This window comes from Anatilimnocola aggregata (assembly GCF_007747655.1).
Classification (GTDB): Bacteria; Planctomycetota; Planctomycetia; order Pirellulales; family Pirellulaceae; genus Anatilimnocola; species Anatilimnocola aggregata.
This window is the reverse complement of the sequence record NZ_CP036274.1, coordinates 3,083,014-3,101,795: the sequence shown is the minus strand read 5'-3', so window position 1 is coordinate 3,101,795 and position 18,782 is coordinate 3,083,014. Positions and strand designations below refer to the sequence as shown.

At 57.9% G+C, this 18,782-nt stretch carries 16 protein-coding genes; 3 read left to right on the top strand and 13 right to left on the bottom strand.

The annotated features are described in order from the left end of the window. Window positions 1-56: 56 nt before the first annotated feature. From ETAA8_RS11750 to ETAA8_RS11715, 8 genes are all read right to left on the bottom strand, one after another. Window positions 57-2,090, bottom strand: coding sequence for a tetratricopeptide repeat protein (locus ETAA8_RS11750; protein ID WP_145088205.1), 2,034 nt, complete (start codon window positions 2,088-2,090; stop codon window positions 57-59). Continuing rightward, window positions 2,087-3,037: an amidohydrolase family protein gene (locus tag ETAA8_RS11745; protein WP_145088204.1), complete on the bottom strand. Its 951-nt coding sequence runs from the start codon at window positions 3,035-3,037 to the stop codon at window positions 2,087-2,089. Before ETAA8_RS11745 ends, ETAA8_RS11750 begins: the two co-directional genes overlap by 4 nt. Window positions 3,038-3,061: 24 nt before the next feature. Continuing rightward, window positions 3,062-5,113, bottom strand: a complete 2,052-nt coding sequence (locus ETAA8_RS11740) for a prolyl oligopeptidase family serine peptidase (protein WP_145088203.1) — start codon at window positions 5,111-5,113, stop codon at window positions 3,062-3,064. A 307-nt stretch (window positions 5,114-5,420) separates the two neighbouring features. Continuing rightward, window positions 5,421-6,008 (bottom strand): hypothetical protein, encoded by a 588-nt coding sequence (locus tag ETAA8_RS11735; protein WP_145088202.1) that lies wholly within the window; start codon window positions 6,006-6,008, stop codon window positions 5,421-5,423. 76 nt (window positions 6,009-6,084) lie between these two features. Next, on the bottom strand, window positions 6,085-8,121 hold the full coding sequence (locus ETAA8_RS11730) for a sialate O-acetylesterase (protein WP_145088201.1): 2,037 nt from the start codon (window positions 8,119-8,121) through the stop codon (window positions 6,085-6,087). Window positions 8,122-8,179: 58 nt separating this feature from the next. Further along, a complete protein-coding gene (locus tag ETAA8_RS11725; protein WP_145088200.1) occupies window positions 8,180-9,562 on the bottom strand; it encodes an SPFH domain-containing protein in 1,383 nt (460 codons plus the stop codon). Between the two features lie 125 nt (window positions 9,563-9,687). Continuing rightward, window positions 9,688-10,113: a hypothetical protein gene (locus ETAA8_RS11720; protein WP_145088199.1), complete on the bottom strand. Its 426-nt coding sequence runs from the start codon at window positions 10,111-10,113 to the stop codon at window positions 9,688-9,690. Window positions 10,114-10,140: 27 nt separating this feature from the next. Next, window positions 10,141-10,602, bottom strand: a complete 462-nt coding sequence (locus tag ETAA8_RS11715) for a hypothetical protein (RefSeq protein WP_145088198.1) — start codon at window positions 10,600-10,602, stop codon at window positions 10,141-10,143. Window positions 10,603-10,734: 132 nt separating this feature from the next. Here ETAA8_RS11715 and ETAA8_RS11710 point away from each other — a divergent pair, with 132 nt between their 5' ends. Both ETAA8_RS11710 and ETAA8_RS11705 read left to right on the top strand, forming a co-directional pair. Next, on the top strand, window positions 10,735-11,331 hold the full coding sequence (locus ETAA8_RS11710; RefSeq protein ID WP_145088197.1) for a ribonuclease domain-containing protein: 597 nt from the start codon (window positions 10,735-10,737) through the stop codon (window positions 11,329-11,331). A gap of 3 nt (window positions 11,332-11,334) precedes the next feature. Beyond that, the gene (locus ETAA8_RS11705) at window positions 11,335-11,724 is read left to right on the top strand and encodes a barstar family protein (RefSeq protein WP_145088196.1); all 390 of its coding nucleotides are present in this window, start codon (window positions 11,335-11,337) and stop codon (window positions 11,722-11,724) included. Window positions 11,725-12,116: 392 nt separating this feature from the next. On the opposite strand, the gene ETAA8_RS11700 is transcribed toward ETAA8_RS11705, so the two are convergent. Beyond that, entirely contained in the window at window positions 12,117-12,527 is a 411-nt protein-coding gene (locus ETAA8_RS11700) for a hypothetical protein (protein WP_145088195.1), read from the bottom strand. Between the two features lie 155 nt (window positions 12,528-12,682). Continuing rightward, window positions 12,683-13,063 carry a glyoxalase superfamily protein gene (locus ETAA8_RS11695; RefSeq protein WP_145088194.1) on the bottom strand — a complete coding sequence of 127 codons (381 nt, stop codon included), beginning with the start codon at window positions 13,061-13,063 and terminating at the stop codon, window positions 12,683-12,685. A 116-nt stretch (window positions 13,064-13,179) separates the two neighbouring features. Here ETAA8_RS11695 and ETAA8_RS11690 point away from each other — a divergent pair, with 116 nt between their 5' ends. Then, on the top strand, window positions 13,180-14,691 hold the full coding sequence (locus tag ETAA8_RS11690; RefSeq protein ID WP_145088193.1) for a cytochrome P450: 1,512 nt from the start codon (window positions 13,180-13,182) through the stop codon (window positions 14,689-14,691). Window positions 14,692-14,730: 39 nt separating this feature from the next. Here the strand turns inward: ETAA8_RS11690 and ETAA8_RS11685 are convergent, their stop codons facing one another. The 3 genes from ETAA8_RS11685 to ETAA8_RS11675 all read right to left on the bottom strand — a co-directional run bounded on the left by ETAA8_RS11685 (window position 14,731) and on the right by ETAA8_RS11675 (window position 18,771). Then, a complete protein-coding gene (locus ETAA8_RS11685; protein ID WP_145088192.1) occupies window positions 14,731-16,218 on the bottom strand; it encodes a BBP7 family outer membrane beta-barrel protein in 1,488 nt (495 codons plus the stop codon). 178 nt (window positions 16,219-16,396) lie between these two features. Further along, a complete protein-coding gene (locus ETAA8_RS11680; RefSeq protein ID WP_202921776.1) occupies window positions 16,397-17,590 on the bottom strand; it encodes a glycosyltransferase family 2 protein in 1,194 nt (397 codons plus the stop codon). 32 nt (window positions 17,591-17,622) lie between these two features. Next, window positions 17,623-18,771: a GNAT family N-acetyltransferase gene (locus ETAA8_RS11675; protein ID WP_145088190.1), complete on the bottom strand. Its 1,149-nt coding sequence runs from the start codon at window positions 18,769-18,771 to the stop codon at window positions 17,623-17,625. Window positions 18,772-18,782 lie beyond the last annotated feature (11 nt).

Below are 18,782 nucleotides of genomic sequence, written 5' to 3'. Positions count from 1 at the left end.
GCGGAGTGCAAATGCGTCAATTTCTTAAATCCACATTCCGCAATCCGAATTCCCCACTATTTCCCCTTCTCCACCGCTTCACCCACCATGGCTTCGAGCGCGGGGGGCTTGCCTGCACGCGGGACGGGGACGTAGGTGACGTGCTTGAGAACGAGCGGCAGGCCGTTGTCGTCCTTGGAGGTGATGAGGAGGCCGTCGGCGGTGAAGTCTTCTTTGCGTTCGCCCTTGGTGCGTTTCCAGCCGAGAAGTTTGCCGGCGTCGTCGTAGCGGTAGTCGTCGCGCCATGACTTCGGCGTGTCGAAGGCGGGGTCGACGTAGTTTCCTTTTTCTTCAGCGCCGGTGTAGACGATGCTTTTGATGTGTCCCTGGTCATCGTAGGTCCGCTCTTCGTTATCGAGCGTGTTGACGCAAAAGAACGCTGGAGCGGAGTAGTGAGTGCCGTTGTGGCCGAAGATGCCGATGTCGAGGCGATTCGATTCCATTGTCGAGCCCTCGGCGATCGGCGCGCGGCCTTGCCAGGTGAGCGCGATTTCGGCGCGCGTGCCGTCGCCCAGGGGTTTGATATCGATCTTGCTCGCGTCGCCGCGCAGGACTTTCCAGTGATAGGTCAGCTTGGCGCCGTTGGTGTCGACCCCTTTGGCCGACAGGATGTACTTGCGCTTGTACTGGGTCGATCGCCAAATGCGGGCGACGGCCATCGGCGTGTCGAACAGTTTTTCGCGCTCGCCAGCGTCGAAGTAGTCGCGGCCGAGAACGGGCTTCTCTTCGTCCTCCACACGGACCATTACCACCGGCGGCAGCGATTCGAGTGTGAGCGAATGAGCGAGCTCGATCATGCGGAGCACGTCGAGTTCTTTGCCATCGAAGACGGTGGGGTGCGCGCTGCCGGTCAGGTAGTCGGCGTCGTTCTTCACCGGTTTGTTCGAGCGGCGGAAAATCATCTGCATGGCGGGCATGAGCATCTGCTTTTCGGCCAGCGTTTTTTTCACATCGGGCCGCAAGGCGGCGAGCGTGCAGCAGATGGCATCCATGAAGGCGCGATCGGAGCCCGACGAGCCCTGGCTGACAATGACGTAAGGGAGATTCACGGCGTAGACGTCGCCGTAACCATCTCCCTCGCCGTTGTGACCCGGGTCGTGATCGCGATGCTCGGGATAGAAGTACATATGGTTATTCAGGTATTGGACGAAGAGAGTTTCGATGCCGCCGGGACGTATGTAGGCGAGCCGCGGATTGCTGCGCCAGAGCGGGCCGGCCGTTTGTGCGGTCGATGAATTGCCGAGCACTGCCTGCAACCCGGGAGCGGCGAAGATGTTCGTCAATTGAACTCCGTAGCCCGTTTCCTTGGAGATTTCCGGAGCGTATTCGATGCGGGTGAGTTGCGGAAACTGCTCGTAGGCCATGTTCGAGTGGTCGCGATCGCAGTTGTCGTAATAGTCGCCGCTGTTGCCGGCTGCGGTTCCCTCTTTGAACCACTCGATCAGCTTTTTGCCAACTTCGCCGTGCCCCTTGATCACCGGAACAGCTTCCGCGTCCTTATCAAGCTCGGCGGGCTCGAACGAGATACGAACGAGATTACGTCCTGGATCCCAGACGGCATTCTTAGCGGTGACCGTGGCGACGCCCACTTCGACCTTGCTGGTTGGTGGATCGGTGCTGGCCGGTTTGTAGACGCCGTCTTTGACCTGCTGTACGAGTTCCGCAAACTTGGGATCGTCCCGCAGCGAAGCGAGATCGTCATCCTTCTGCAAATGCGCCGCGTTCGAGAAGCCAGCCTTCACCGCGCGTTCCAAGCTGGCGAGCGCTGGTTCTTTTTTTCCTTGCAGCGCCTGGAAGCAGGCGAGGTTATAGGAGAACAGAGGAAAGAATGGCGCGACCTGCTCCGCACGTTGGCAGGCGTTCTCGGCATCTTCAAGCCGCTTGGCTGCCGCTGCTTGTTGGGCTGCGGCCATCATTTGCGAGGCGATGCTCACTCGCCCCGGTTTTTGAAAGGGGGAGATCTCCGAACTTGGAACCTTGGGCAGTTCGTTCTGGGCCAACAAGGCCGAGCCGACGAGCAGTACGCTGAAGCCGAGGAGAGAGGTTTTCATGTTTTCTTCCAGCGATAGGCGGCAATCGAGTTTTGGGAGAAGAAGGCTTCGTGCGCAACCTGGGACCGCGCCGCGGTGTATTTGTTGACGATGTCGAAGACTGTTTGATACGAGGCAGCGCGCGAGCAGACAGGCCAATTGCTGCCGTAGATCACGCGATGTACGCCCCAAGTCTTCCAGAGGGCGTCCAGCACCGGTCGATAGAAGTTCAGATCCTGCGGCGCATCTTGCTCGCGCTTGCCGGTCGCTTCAACCAGCGCCGAGACTTTGCAGTATACGTGCTTGTGCTCGGCGGCGGCCTGCATGCCCGCGAGCCAATCGGCGGGCGGTTCCTCGCCATCGATGCGTAGATTGCCGCAGTGATTGATGACAATCGACAGGTTTGGCAGGGCTTTCGCCAGCTTCGCGACGACAGCGGGTGTCTCGGGCCCGCCATTCACATCGACGGTCAATTGCAGCAAGCTCAACACCCGCAAATGGTCAACATAGGTCGATTGCTCCAGACCGTTCTTCAAATCATTGACGTTGAGCCGAATACCGCGAAACTTTCGATAGGCCGTGAATCGTTCGACGTTCTTCACAAAATCGTCGCTGCCCGGCTTCAAATTGCCAATGAGACCGACGATGAACGGTTGTTTGGCGGCCAGATCAAGCAACCACTGATTATCTTCCACCCATGGGCTGGCCTCGACCACGATCGTTCCGGTTACGCCCTGCGGCTTCGTCAGTTTCTGGAACTCGTCCGGCAATACTGGGCGATAGAGCACAGAGTCTTGCTTGCCGGGCCACGGAACTCCTTCTTTGCGAGTTGGATCGTAGAAGTGAGTGTGGCAATCGATGATGTCGGGCGGGAGTGGTCGTGGAGCCGCAGACAGCGCAGAATCGGCTGCGAACACGGCACCCATTGCACCAGCCTGTTGCAGCCAACTACGTCGCGACACATTCATCGGCGGGCTCCTTCAGCCGGGAATCTACTTCACGCCCAATTCTTTCACGAGAAACGCGAACACGTCCGCCGAAGCATCGATCAGTTTGCTGGTGGGGGTGCCAGCGCCGTGGCCAGCGCGGGTTTCGATGCGGATGAGCGCGGGAGTAGTTCCGGCATGCGCTGCTTGGAGTGCGGCTGCGAACTTGTAGCTGTGCGCCGGGACGACGCGGTCGTCGTGATCGCCGGTAGTGACCATCGTCGCGGGATATTTTGTTCCTGACTTCAAATTGTGCAACGGAGAGTAGGCATGCAGCACCTTGAAGAGTTCGGCATCATCGGACGAGCCATACTCGGGGGCCCAGGCCCAGCCAATGGTGAACTTGTGATACCGGAGCATGTCCATGACGCCAACCGCCGGGACCGCTGCTGCGAATAGATCGGGCCGCTGAGTCATTGCAGCGCCGACGAGCAGACCGCCGTTACTGCCACCGCGAATCGCCAGCTTGTGCGGGTTCGTGTACTTCTGGTCGATGAGCCATTGCGCTGCGGAAATGAAGTCGTCGAAAACGTTCTGCTTGCGATCCTTCATGCCCCCTTCGTGCCAGGCACGACCGTACTCACCACCGCCGCGCAAATTGGGAACCGCGTAGACGCCACCCAGTTCCAACCATTCAATCACGCCAACTGAGAACCCCGGCGTGAGTGAAACATTGAAGCCGCCGTAGGCATATAGGATTGTCGGATTATTGCCGTCGAGCTTGATACCTTTCTTATAGGTAAGAATCATCGGCACGCGTGTGCCATCTTTGCTTGGGTAGAAAACCTGCTTCGATTCGAACGCGCTCTCGTCGAACTTCACCGTGGGCTGACGGAAGATCTCGCTCTTCCCGCTGCGAATGTCGTAGCGATAAATGGCCCCGGGCACCGTATAGCTGGTGAAGGTATAGAACGTTTCGTTCTGGTCGAAGCGACCACCGAAGCCACCGGCCGAGCCGAGACCCGGGAAATCGATGTCGCGAATCAGCTTGCCGCTGGTATCAAAGATGCGCACTGCTGAGCAGGCATCGTGCAGGTAATTGGCAATCAAGTGCCCGCCGACCGCGCCGACACCTTGCAGCGTATCGCGCGACTCCGGAATGACGTCCTTCCATTCGCTCCGCGCGGGCTTGGTGATGTCGACGGCAATCAACTTTTTGAACGGCGCGCCGAGATCGGTGGTGAACCAGAACTTGGCCCCTTCATTGCCGACAAAATAGTACTTGGCGTCCCATTCCGAGATCAACTCGACGACTTTCGCGTCGGGCTGCGTGAGGTCTTTGTAAAAGACGAGATTCTTTTGCTCGGTGCCGCGCCAGACCGTGATGATCAGGTATTTGCCGTCCTCGGTCACATCGCCGCTGAAGCCCCATTCCTTTTCGTCGGGGCGTTCGTATACCAACTGATCGGCGGCCTGCGGCGTCCCCAACTTGTGGTAGTAGAGCTTCTGGTAATAGTTGGCACCGGTGTATTTTTCGCCGGGCTTCGGTTCGTCGTAACGGCTGTAATAGAAGCCGGCGTTGTCGTTGGTCCACGAGGCTCCCGAGAACTTCACCCACTTCAAGTGGTCGATTTCGTTCTCACTCGTCTCGACATTCAGCACTCGCCAATCGTTCCAATCCGAACCGGCAGCAGCCAGGCTGTAAGCCATCCACCTACCATCGTCGCTGACGACCCAATCGCCGAGCGCCACGGTCCCATCGGCCGAGAGCTTGTTCGGATCGAGCAGCAGCCTGGGCTCGCCATGCAAACCATTGGTCACATAGAGCACGCTTTGATTTTGTAGGCCGTCGTTCCGTGTGTAGAAGTACTTGCCGTGCCTCACCCGCGGCAGGCCGAATCGCTCGAAGTTCCAGAGTTCTTCCAGGCGAGCGCGAATGGCCTTGCGCTGCGGAATCTTCTCCAGGTAATCAAACGTCAGCTTATTTTGGGCGATAACCCAGGCCTTGGTGGCATCGCTATCGGGCTCTTCGAGCCAGCGATACGGATCGGCGACCTTGGTGCCGTGATAGTCGTCGATCTGCTCGCCGCGGGCGGTTTCAGGATATGTGAATTTCATGCTGCTGGCGTTTGCTTCACTGGAAATTGAGGGACGAGCGACAACGGCGGGTTCAGCGGCTGTGAGAACGATCGGCGCAAGCGCGCAGACAATTCCCAACAGCAGGACCGCGCGTGATTGCCAGGCTGGCGCTAACGAGAGAAGGCAGTTCACAACGCGTTACTCCGCGAATTGGCGAGTTGAGAGGAATTGTGCAATATCGCCGTCTATAATGAGAATCGCAATGGCAGCAACAGCGGTAGCTGAATTCGCCAGAATTCAGGGGCTAAACAACTCGCCGCAGGCCGGTCTCGTAATCCCCGCAACGTTACTCTTCGCCTCCGATCGTCCCGTCACCAAAGCCGTGCTTGCGAAGATAAGAGTAAATCCGCCAAAAGCGATCCCAGAACTCGGGCTGCCAGAGTTTTAGTTCCGGATAGCCCGGCATCAAGCATCCAGAATACTTGTAGTTCCGAAAGCAGTCCGTGCTGACAAGTTCGGCGCGTTCGGGGTTTCTGGCGATGTATTCCACAACGTTTTCGAATGCTCCAACCTCACGCTCTTCTTCTCGCAAAACGTGGTCGTATGGTTGCGTTTGAAATTTGCACTGCAAGACAGCCAAGATTGGATTCAAGTGCTTCCGAAAGAAACGGACGGCATTTCGCTGATCGCTGGAATCGGCGATCCCAACCAGCAGCAGATGAAGATGATCGGGCATGCAGCAATAAACGGGACAACAGAGTCCGTAACGAAAGCAAGTATGAGTGAGGATCTCACGAAACTTGTAGTAGAAAATCGGAATTAGCCAGCCGGTGAGACGGTCCTCGATCGTCATTGTCCAGTGAACATACGCCTGTCCGCGATAGGCATTTGCGGGTAATCGCTTTAGATAGTCGCCGTCGTCTGTTTCGCTCATTATCTCCTCGCCATGGTTCCTGCGCATTGCAGTTCATCGGAATTCTGGCGAATTCCGCTACGGTTTTGGCGAACTCTTACTCATCCGTCCGGAATGTCACCGCGGGCAGTCCGGCTTTGTTGTAGAGGTTCACGAGCGGGTTCCAGGCCCACCCATAGCGAACGTGCTTGGGTTCGGCCACTTCGGGGGAAGAGACGACGATGGTGTCGCCGTCGATCACTGCGTTGCCCCAGACGAACTGCTTGTCTTCACCAGCGATCGCGAAGCCGGTTAGTTTTTCTTCCCCTTCTTTGATCGCCAAGCCGCCGCCAAGATGCGTGAACGAGAGGCGAATGCGGTCGTTCTTGGGCCCTTCGATTTTCATGCAGCTGAACTGCGGACCGGAATAGATGAGCTCTTTCTCGCCATACACCAGGTGCCGCGCGGTGAGCGCTAGTCGTCGGCCAACTTCCTGCTTGTTCGGCGGATGAATGTTGCCATCGCCCGTGTCGATCGTATTTGCCAGCCCCGTATTGGGAACCGTTCGCGCCGTGCGCCACTGGGACTCACGAATTTCGGCCCAGCCCGGTTCGGTGGGCTTCGTCTGCTTGGGATTCGTATTAGCCAGCGAAACAATTAAGAACGGAAACTCTCCGGACTGAAAATGCTCGCGCCAGTCGGTGATGAGCGTGGGCAACAACCGACGATACTGCAGCCAGCGCGGGCCGTTCGCTTCACCCTGATACCAGACGACTCCTTTGATCGAGTAAGGCTCGAGCGGCGCGATCATGCCATTGTAGAGCCCAGTAATGGTTTTGTAGTGCCCGACTTTCGGTTCGGGAAAGGGCTCGCTCAGATCCGTAATCGAGACTGATTTCTTTGCTTTCCACTTGCCTGCGGGGCGCAGAGGTTTTTCGGCGGGTCGCTTTACCGAGCGTAAAGCCATGTTGGATGGCATTGAACAAAAACCACCGGGGCCCTCCTGGTTCAGGATCGCGACGGTTAGCAGATTCTTGCCGGGCTTTACGCGTGAGCCTTCGATGGTGTAGTTCCGCGTATTTCCTTTGAGTTGGCTCGAGGCGAGGAGTTTGCCGTTCAGCCAGACGATGTCGAAATCTTTAATCACCGAAAGCTGCAGGAGGAGATCTTCGCCGGCCCATTCAGCGGGGATCTCTAAGTGGTGACGAAACCAAACGAGGCCGTCGAAGTCGCCGAGCCCGGCTTCTTCCCAAGGCTGAGGGACGTCAATTTCCTGCCAGTCAGAGGTATCGAGTTCTGGATCGCTGGTGTACTTCTTCTTCGCGCTTTCTGGATCGACCTTCGCGGCCCATTTTTCCAGTTCGGCGAAGTGATCGTAGTTCTCGCCGACATCGCCAGCCTGTTGTTTGAGGTCGGCCAGTTCCTTGGGAAAGTCTTCGGGCATGAGACGCGCCAGCGCGGGACCGGAGACCCAAGCTTCGGCTGCGGTCGCGCCGACGGAACTGTGAATGATGCCGATGGGGACTTTTTGCGTCTGATTCAACTCGCGGGCGAAGTAGTAGCCGACGGCGGAGAAGTTGCGCGCAAGTTCCGGCGTGCATTGTTCCCAGCGCGCGGGAGGCGGAAGTTTCAGCGGCACTAGCGAAGGATAAAAGCCGACGGTGAACGAGCGGATCTGCGGATGACTTGCTTGCTTCACTTCTGCTTCCGCATTCTGTGCCAGCCGCACGGGCCAGTTCATATTCGATTGCCCGGAGCAAAGCCAAACGTCGCCGCATAAGACGTTGGTAAGTTCCACGCGTTGCGTACTGCCGGCGATCGACAGCTTGTGAGGGCCACCTGCTGGGAAGGGGCCAATCTTCGTCATCCATTTGCCATCGGCACCAGCCTTCGCGGGTTGGTCGGTAGGCTCGTCGTTGAAAGTGATCGTGACAACATCGCCGGGTGTGCTCCAGCCCCAGATGGGAGCCGCCACATCACGCTGGAGGACCATGTCGCTGGTGAAGAGCGAATGAACGAAAGGCAGCGGAGTGGGGCGCGTCGGCCACCAAGGCTGCGGACCGGTGGGCTGCGCGATGGCCGACGATGAACCAATGAGCGCAAGGCAAAACGCGCAGGCCAGCGAAAGGCTGGCCCAGTGGGGGCGTGATTGCATGAGAGGTAACTCGGCCGCATTGAGCGGCGGTCAGGGCGGGATATGTTTGGGGAGCGAGTTAGTTTTCGTCGCCGCCGCTGATCAGCTTCTCTTCGACGCGGTCCGCTTGCCAGGCGACCGACGTGACGACGCGGCTGACATCGAGGGGCGTGAGCGTACTGGCGAGCTGGCTGTGACGGACAACCACGATATCGCCGGAAGGAGTATCTTCCACGGCAAACGCACCGTCCACCATTTTGTTGTTGTACTTGAGCAGAGCCAGGGCGTTCTCGGGCGAACATGGTCCGCAGGTCGAAGAATAAGCGACCACCGAATTGCCGCCGTGATCCTTTTCGAAACGAATCGAAACGGTCTGCTTCCGCAGCGGACCAACCGCGACGGTTGCTGTCCAAACATCAGCGGCGTCATTCAATTGCCAGCCTGCGGACTGCGCCACGCTGCGAATCAATGCCCGCGGATCAGCGGACGCAGCAGGCCGCATCGGTGTGATCCCGCTCAAGTCGGGGCCAACCGGCATGCCACCGGGAATCGCTGCGGCCGTCGATGGCGGTGGAGCAGCCGGTTGCGAAAACTGATTGGGATTCACTTGTGGGCGATTCTGCATGGCATTCTGAATCATTCCCGGCAGCATCACGCCGTAGCCGGCACCTAGACCCATCCCCACGACGCTGTTCGCCTGCCCACCTGGATTGTCCGCGATCTTCCCCAAGCTATTGGCCGCTTGATAAACCGTGTAAGCCTGCAGGTCGCCGATGGCTCCCATGCTGCTGCGGGCGTCGATGGCCTTCTGCACTTCCTCGGGTGGCGAAATGGCATTGATGAAGAACTCGACGAGCTCCAACCCGTAGCGCGCGAAGTCCTGGCCGATCTTCGAAGTGGCTCCCGCACCGATTTCATCGAACTGCGCCGGCAAATCGAGCAAGCTGGTTTGCGAAGTAGCCAGCAGGTCGGTCAAGCGCGAGACGATCAAGTCTTTCAAGTACGACTGGATTTCATCCGTCGTGTATTTCCCCTGCGTGCCGACGAGGTCATCCAGAAACTTATTCGAATCGACGACCTTAAATGCAAACTTGCCGTTGGCCCGCAGGCGGACAATGCCAAAATCCTTATCGCGCACGGTAATCGGCTGCCGCGTTCCCCATTTTTGATCGAGAAACGTCTGCTTGCCGATGAAATAGACCTGAGCCTGAAATGGCGACTTCTCCCACGGAATGGTCAGCATTCGCGTGAGGAGCGGCACGTTCAGCGTAAACAACGTGTGCTGGCCAGGGCCGAATTTATCGAGCGCTTTGCCGCTGCGAACAAAGACCGCTTCTTGATTGGGCTGAACGATCAGTTGGGCACCCAACTTGATGTCGGCCGAACCTTCCGGAGGCTCGCGGTGAACGATGGTGCGATTGGTGTTATCGAAAAACTGAATGACTTCAAGTTGAATGCCCATGGCAGTACCGCTCCGGCAAGAGAAGAGTTTTCTTGGCTGTTGCCCTCCGTTGTATCGCTGACAGGTGTGTGGCGAAAGAGGCGAAGCACGTTCCCGAACTTCGCTTGCGGTTGAAGCGAACGTGTTTATTGGGCTCGCTGGTCACGCGGCTCAGCATCGTGCGTCAAAGCACGAATCACCAGGAGAGTAATCGCGAGCAAAAAGCCCGGCAGCGCGAAGCACATGCCCGTGAGAATCGCGGCCAGGGACATCGAACCACCAGCGGCCAGTTCTTCCGGCGTGGGACTAGCACCACTCAGCGCAATCACCTGCATGCTGGCTATGAAGCCATCGAATTCACTGATGAAAGTCACGTCCAAAGGCAAAGGAATGAGAAGCAGTAGCGCAGCCGTGAGATGGGTTGACTTGCCACGCCTAAGGAGCACCCAAATCATGGTGAGCGAGAAAATGGTCATTAGCAGTTGCACCACAAACCGGATGCCCAGTGCGCGCAGGAACCAGAGCAAATAGCTCGTGTCGTCGGCGCCCAGGAGTTGACAGTTGACGTCCATTCAAAGTCCTTCGTTGTCGTAGTCTGTCTATTTCAAGACAGTGACGATTGGTGCCGATGCTCGTTTCAGCGGGTCGCCTCGCATTCCCATCGACAGAAGAACGTAAGAGCCGAAAAGCAGAATCGGCAGAAAGCAATTTGCCGACAACATGGCCGTCGTCGCCCCATAAGCAAACCACGCCATGGCGTCCGATGTCTCTCCTGCTACGGCAACGATTCTTAGCGAAATGGAAGTTGCGGCGAGGAAAGCAAAGGTGCCAACCAGGAGTGGCAATGTCATCAGCAGCAATACGGCCGTAGAAGCTGCCGATCCGCGCCCTCGAAAGCGCAAGAGTACGATCAAGCCTAACGCCACAATGGTGGCAACAAATAACAGCAATAGCGTGGGCGTACCGACGACCTCAACGAACCACTGCACGTACGACATTCTGGAGCTTATGCCTAAATCTGGCTTGGGTATTACTTCAACAATCACGGGAAAGTCGTCCATTTCCGCCTCGTGCCAATACAGCCGGATAGAAGAAAAGCTGCCCCGCGTTGTATGATGCACCTTTAAGCTGGTCAAGCAACTTGGCGACGAACTGAATCGCCCGCGATTGCTCCCTTTATTCCCCGAGTCGTTATGAAATCATCTCTCCCAGGATCGCAGCCGCGACCCACGGCCGGCGCTAGTTCCAAACTCATCAGGCTGATTGTCAGCCTGTGTGTGGTGGCGGCATTCATTTACTTTTCGCGCGAGCGGGCGAAACAAGTGGACCCTGCTGCCGAGCAAACGCCAGCAGCGCAAACCGGCGATCCTGAAGTTGTCGTATTGCCCGCGAAGAAGCTGACCACAAAGTCTGCGGATCTTCCGGCAGAAAGTACCGTCGATCGAGCGCCAAGTCAGCCGGCAGTCAAGACGCTTATCAAGAACGTTGTCATTCGGAACCAAGATGGCAGCGTGATCTATCGGGGCAATATTGACCTGAGCGAGACTTTGGCGCGGATCGAACGCCGCGACTACGGCAGTCATGTCAACGACGGGAGCGTGTTTCAAAATCGCGAGAAGCGCTTGCCCAAGCAGCCCAGTGGCTACTATCACGAGTGGGTCCATCCCACCCCCAAGCAGCGCGGACCTGGTCCGCAGCGCATTGTTACTGGCGAACAAGGTGAACTCTATTACACGCCCGATCATTACGAAACCTTCGAGCGGCTCGATCAACCCGCGGGAAAGAAATAAACGATGACCGCCGACGAAGCATCTTCAGCCGATCACCCCACGCCGGAAATCCTGCCGGTCGAAGACCCACGAGCCTTCGCCGCAGAAGCCCGGACGAATCCACGGAATCGCGTCGTCTGGGTGCCGCGCAGCGTGCGCAGCAAAGACACCCTCTTGCGCCTGTTCGCCGATGCGCTCCATTTTCCCCGTTACTTCCGCCGCAATTGGGACGCCTTTGAAGAGTCCCTCCGCGAATATCTGGCGTCATTGCCGGAACATGGCGCGCTCATCATCGTGCACGAGCACGTCCCCTTTGGCGAAGGGGAAAATCACACGACCTATTTCGAGATTCTCCTCTCGGCAGCAGCGAATCGCACGGACGGCCACTCGCTGCAGATCGTCGTGCCGGGCTGATTCACGCCCGGCATTCGCCTTCCTGCCGGTTCGCCGCGGGGCAAGGTTTATCAACACCCCCCTTTTGCGTGCATCACCTGCAAACTGTTTGACGACAACGAATTGCGCCCAATTTGGCAATGCTGAAATCATCCTGTTTGTTGATAAACCTCAGTGGCACATCTCTCCGAGATCGGAAAGTTTCCAGGCAAGCCACGAAACAGCCCTCTTCGCGCGCGAACTGCCACGCGTCGCGCAGGCACACTTCTCCACCAGATTGCCAATACAGCTGATTTATTTATGACTATCTAGTGATTACTTGTAAATTAAATGATGTTGATGTTTTTTAGTCCTACTTGGCGTGGTCGGACTAGGGTTGGCCTCACGCAAGCAGCAGTTATCGTTTGCGTTCCTCAGCACTGCGCAAGCTTGCGCGGCTGATGGCGTCGACGGATTCCACTCGGCCGCGGTGTCTCGGCTACAATCTGAAACGGATCTTGATAGACAATTCGCCCGGGAAACTCCGTGCGGATAACTCTCACACGAAGATCGTGATCCTTCAGCACGGCAACCAGATCCCACATCCGTGCAATCGGCTCCTTCGCCGTCGGTCGAAACCAGCAGACGGCGCTGCGCGACCAGCTGCCGGCATGAAACGGCGGACAGGGTAAGCACCGATTGAACCAGGCAAACGAGTCGTTCACCACTTCAGCCTGGTAAGACTCTAACGTGCCGTCATCCAGCAACGAGCACGCTGCCGTGATGACACCATCGGCCCACCACGGATCGTCCGTCTCGGCAGCAGCAACAAAGCGAATAAACATCGGAGTAGCGACCATTGATGGCAAGGCGCTCGATGAACTTCGATCGCTCTTACCAATCAACAGACAATGGCATCCGCAGTTGGTTCGCTGGATTAAGAGCCAAGCGGCGAATGCCGCTGACTGCGCTGGGGCCACCGATTAGCACGCTGGCATCTTCAACTACCTGACACCATCGATTCGTCGAACCGCAGGCGATTTCCAAACGGGTCGATCACCTCCATTCCCTTTGACTGATGGAACGTTTTCGCGATGCCCGGACGCATGTAGCCGTAGTTCTTGCCCGTGATCTCACGATGATACTCCTCCAGTCCCGCAACCCGAATAAAGACAGTCGAACCGGGACAACAATCGTCATGATGCTCCGAGAGATGCAGTACGCAGCCCGCGCGCGAAATCTGCAGGTAGATCGGCGCACGTTCGTCGAAGCGATGTTCCCAGTCGACCGCGAAGCCCAGAAAGTCGAGATAAAACTCCCGCGCTTTCTCGACGCTAAAGATTCGCAAGATGGGAATCGTCTGCAGTACCTGAAACGACATCGTGCTGCTTCTCCGCTTGAATAAACTGGCGTATGGTACTTGCTCAGAACCAAACTAGCTCTTCGCCAGCAGTTCCTCAAGATTGTCGCCGACCTCTCCGAAAATGAACCTGCCTCATGTTTGCCAACCTTGTAAGATGCCTGACTCGCTTGCCTGGACAATTGCTCGGCCGCAATCCGTTCCGCGGAGATTGTCTCCCCTCGCGAGTGAAACTCATTCACTTTGGCTCGGGGCGCGGGACGTTTCCGTTCCCGCATCCTTGGAACTACGACCGGCCAATTGAGATTCTAGAAAGCTATTTTTGGAACTCGGAAAACGAAACTGGTGGTGGCCAGCACAATCGCTTTCTCGACGTGCCAGGTTTTGCCCCGATCCTCGTAACGCGTGATCCGCAAATCATCCGCGCGATCACGACGGAAACGGGTGATAAGCCGGGCCAGTTCGATCGCGATACGCTCCCTTCTACGGGAATTGCCCGCGCCACGGGCAACGACACACTCCTCTATTCGAATGGCGCGATCTGGAAGTCACAGCGCAAACTGGCTGCGTCACCGTTCGGCAAGACCACACTCTTCCAACCCGAAATGTTTCACGAGTTTGCCGAGACCTTTCGGCACACTGTCCTGAAACGGCTCGAAGTGCTGCGGCAACACCTGCTTAGCAGCGGCGAGAAATCAGTCCGCATTCCGCTTGAACCGGAGATCAAAGCGGTGATGCTCGAGATGCTTACGAATAGCTTCTTCGGCACAACATTGTCATACGACGAAATCCGTAACTGCTACGTCCCGGGACTCGAACGCGTGATCGAGCACATCGTGGGAGATACGGTTAAGAACAAGCTCGGCATTCCCGTCTGGAAGTTACCGAGCTTGACGCGCGGCATGGCACAAACAAAGCGAGATTTCGCCTGCTTCGAGGCACTCACTGACCACGTGCTGGCTGCCCGCAACGAGGGAAAAGGCCTGTGGAAGCAGTTCAAGTCGGATGTTCCCAATGAGGCTCTGCGGAGCAATCTGAAAGTCTTTCTCGCTGGTGCCTTGGAAGCGACAACTTCCTATGCCAGTTGGGCCGTGGCTCACCTGGCACGACATCCGGCAGCCCAAGAGAAGGTGTGGGAGGAAGTGAAGTCGCTCGAAGACTACTCTCCCGAGCATCTCGACGCCGCGAAGTATTTGGGGCGAGTCCTCGACGAGACGTTGCGGCTGACTCCCTCGCTATACTTTCTGCCGCGGCAGGCAACGGTCGATACCTGGGTCGATACGGCGGACGGACGGAAGATGTTCATTCCACAGGGGACGCACGTGTTGCTCGACGTGTGGCACGCTAATCGTCACGAAGATCACTGGGGAACAGCAGTCGCGGGCTATCCGGCCGTCGACTTTGCTCCGGAGCGTTGGGAGCATCTCGCCGCCGCGGGCCGGGCCTCGAAGGACGTGCTCCACTTCGGCTTTGGTCACGGCCCCCGCGTTTGCCCTGGCAAGCATCTCGGGCAGCTCGAAGTCGCGCTCGTCGTCGGCGCACTCCTGAAGATGTTCCGCCTCCGCTCGCCGGTTGCTGAATACCGAGTGAAAGCGGGAGTCTCGACCAAACCGCTCGATGGGACACTGGTCGATTTGGAACTGCGATAATGCTCGGAAGCTCTGCTTCCGCCAGCTATCAAACTCGCCTCAGAAGCTGCGTTCGAGGCCGAAGGTCAAACCTTGAGCCCAGAAGGTACCCTTGTTTTCGTGATAGCGCGGGTGAGGCGAGCCGCTGAGGGGACCAGGGGGCAACTGCGAAGTGTTGACTTCGGTATCGATCAGATCGCCAGCACGTTGCACGCTGCTCCAGAGCAACACGTTGTAACCAATCGAGGCTCGCCAGCAGCCGATGTCGCGATTCAACCGCACACCCAGTTCGTTAATCGCCGAGAACTCGTCGGTGCGGCGATTGCCGATGTTGGTCGGCAACGCCAGGAAGCCGAAGTTGTTGGTGTCCGTTTGGCCGTCGGCGGTCACTACGGTTGAACCAGAGATTGTCGACTGTAACCGCGTGTTGCCAAGCGATGACTTGAACCACAGGTCGGCACAGCCGAGGAAGGTTTGCCGCTGGAAATTCATGCCCAGCATCAGGCCGTTGAAGTTGTTGGTCGATTCGAAGCGGTCGGTGATGGCGATAGTGGTTCCTTCTGGAATACCGCTGTCGTCATCGATCGAGGTTTCCCGTTCGCGAATGCGAATCTGATCGTTGAGATAGCCGTAGCGATAGCCGACCAGCAGGTCGACGCGACGACAGCCATCGCAGACCAGGTTACGGCGATAGGCAATGTCGAACATCCCAAACGTGGTGCTCGTATCGACGGCGAGAGCCCCAATGAGTTGATTCGGAAAGGCGACCAGACTCGAATCCTGCAGTCCGGTTTCGGCATTGAGGAAAGGGCGAGCAATAATCGGCAGGCGATTGCTGTTCACGTCGTAGTGTTCGGTACCATCCGTGAGAAACGTGTAGCTCATTTCGATTCCGTTCATCTGGCAAGGATCGAACCAGAAGTCGGCGGTGAAACGACCACCCGCGCGAATTTCGTCGTTCAAGTTGCCGCCGAACAGCGAAGTAGTCCCGGGTTGTCCCAGCACGCCCGCTTCTTCGATGGGCGTATTCGCCGGTGAACTGGTCGCCAAGGTCGGCGTGTGCATCGAGTTCGTCCACCAATACAACAGTTCGCCGCGCAGCGAGAAGTTCATACACGAGAGCATGGGGAGCATCGGTGCGCACCACTGATTCTGCGGATAGTAACCGCCGTAGTTTGCGCCATACTCGCCCGTGTACATACCGTCGTCGTAAATGACATCGGACTGCGGAATCTGATTCGTACTGGGAGCAACATTGGGTTGCCGCATCGAGCGCGGCTGAACTTCCATCAGTTCGCCAGCGGGTGGCGGCAGCCGTTCGCCGGGAATGAGTTCGGCCGCAGGTTGATAGCGAGCCGGAGCGACGCCGGGCTGAGGATAGCCGGGCTGCGTCCCAGCGGGACGGGCAATGGATGGCAGGGGACGCCGCAGATTGGGATTACTGCGGACGGGCGCGCCGTACTGAGCGTGAGCCGTGGCGAGCGACGCAGTTGCCAAGACCAACGACAACAGAGAGGTCAGTGTCGATCGGGTGGAGATTGCGAACATGCGGGGGCTTTCCCAATGCGAGGCCAATACACCCGCGCGCCCCCCGGCACGGAGATGATCGTTACGAAGCCTTATTTCGGCACTTCAGCCGCCGGCGTTGAATCTTTCCCAACCCGAAAGGTTGATTTAACCGGAAAATTTTACCGCGACAGAAAATAAAAATGCTGGCAGCTAGCAGTTACGCCGCCGAGTCACGGGCAGTCCGCACCCATTGCTGCTGACGACGCCAGAGAAACGCCACATAGAGCGGCACTTTCCACAGTGCGTACAAGGGCGCGAGGACGAGCGCTCGCAGGGGAATTTGCTGGCGGCAAAAGACGGCCCAACCCAGCACAACGGACGACACGATCGATAGCAGCGCCGTGCCAGCAATCGCCGCCGCGATGGGACTGCCACCGAACAAAGCGGCAACGGTCGCCAGCAATGTGAAAGCGACCGTCATCATGACGAGGAGCGAGAGCGGCGGAATGGCAAGGTCGAGTGCTAGTAAGAAGAGGTCGCAGCGGCGAGTCGCGCAAGCGCGGGCAAACAACCGCGGCACTTGCGTCATCAATGTGCGCAGGTGGCCGTGCTCCCAGCGGGTGCGCTGCGTCTTGGCAGCTGCCCGCTGTTGCGGGAGCGGACTATTCACGCGGGCGGTGGGCAGGAACTTCGTTCGAAAACCCGCGACGGCCAGGTCGATGCCCAGTTGCATATCTTCGACCACATTACTGCTGGCAACCTGGGCACGATTGATGCGTGCCCAAGGCAATGCCATGCCGGTGCCGGTGAGATGCGTCATTCCGGCAAGCTTCGTCAGCCCCAGCGGCCGCACCAGATTCTTGAAGCGGAAGGCCAGGCCCGAAACAGCCTGCAGTGCGCCACCATTGGGATCTGGATCGCACAGGTTCAGACCTTGCACGGGACAACCGGATGATTGGGCTGCTACCGCTAAACGAGTCGCAGTATGTTCGTCGACGCAACAGTCAGCATCAAGAAAGACCACCACTTCGGGCGGCGCGACCGAGAGAGATTCAATGCCAAAGTCGAGCGCCCAGCCTTTGCCGCGGCGTGTGGTATCAAATCGCTCGACAGCGATCGCGCCGCATTCGCGGGCAATTGCAGCAGTCGCGTCGCTGCAATTATCGGCCACGACAATCACCCGCCCCTGCGCAGGAATCGTCGGCAGCAAGGTCGCCAGTGTTTTGGCAATCACCGTTTGCTCGTTGTGCGCGGGAATGAGGACCGCGAACGAAGGAACTTTGCTCGTGTCGTTGATTACCGGAGTCTTGCGACCAAAGAGGACGGCCAGCAGAACTTCGACGCTGAACATGGCCGCGGGAATCGCGACCAGAATAGCGGCAACAATCAGTAATACGTTGAGCACGATCATAAGTACCTCGATCTCAGCAGCAGTCGCTGGAACTAGCGATAGGCCAGCCATTGACGCAGGGGCTTTAACAAACGAGCAGGCACTTTCACCGACGCCGCCAGGGGCGATTCGCGCACCCAACTGCGAGTCTGTCGCCAGCTGTTTCGCAGCCAGGTGGCCAGCGAACGACTGGCCACGGTTCCTTCAATCATTTCCTGGCTATCGGTTGCCAGGTTCCATTTGAAGCGCTCGTCACCCTTGCCGAGTTCGAACCGAGTCACGCCAACTTGCGGCCACGCTTCGGCCAGCTTCAGGAAATGAATCAAGCCCGGCGAGTAGGCAGCAAGATCGCGGTCGTAGGCAGTGAACCAGGCATGCGCCACGTGCCGGCTGCGGAGCGAATAGGTGATGGCGACAATTCGGTGACCAGCCCGCAGCACCGACATCCAGCCGCCGAACTCGGCACCTTCTGCAGCGAGCAGGTTTTCGATCAAGGCCCGCGTCCACGGAAACGAGAAGACGTCCGTCAGCCCGGTCGCCTGATACTGGGCCGATTTCCAGGCAATCAGTTGATCCATGACTTCGCCCGAGTGCGTTTGCAACTCGAGTGTCAGTTCCCCTTGCTCGCGCGCCAGCTTGCGGACCTTTTGCATCGTCTTGCTGACGATCTGCGAGCCCTGTTCGCGGCGCGTCTCGCACCAGCCAGCATAGCCGTCGCGCAGTTCGAGCCCCGGCGCACGTTCTCGCTCTTGTCCTGGCGGCAGGACTTCAAACGGCAAAAAGCAGGTTTGCGTAACAGGAACTTGCTCGAAGTCCCACGTGGCAAGTTTTGCAGCGGCCAGAATTTGCGCGGGATCGTAGACGAGCCCGGCCGCGGTAATGCAGCCATGAAAGTCGCACAGCTTGCCCCCCACCGGCTTGCCGATGTTCAAGCGCCCGCGCTGAAACGGCAGAAAGCCCACGGTCTTGCCAGCCTGTTCCAACACGGCGATCTCGACATCAGTACGAACTCTGCTGACGGTCTGCGTGAACTCTGGGCGAAAGTACGGGCTTTGCAATTCCGGCTGTTCGGCCTGCCATTGGCTCCACAGTGCCAACTCGCCAGCTGTCAAGTCATTCGGCCGGCTGACACGAACGTGCAGAGGTGCCGCGGTTGCGGAGGAAACAGCACTCGGTTCTGTCGCAGGAATGAGCTCGGTCATGGTGAGTTACG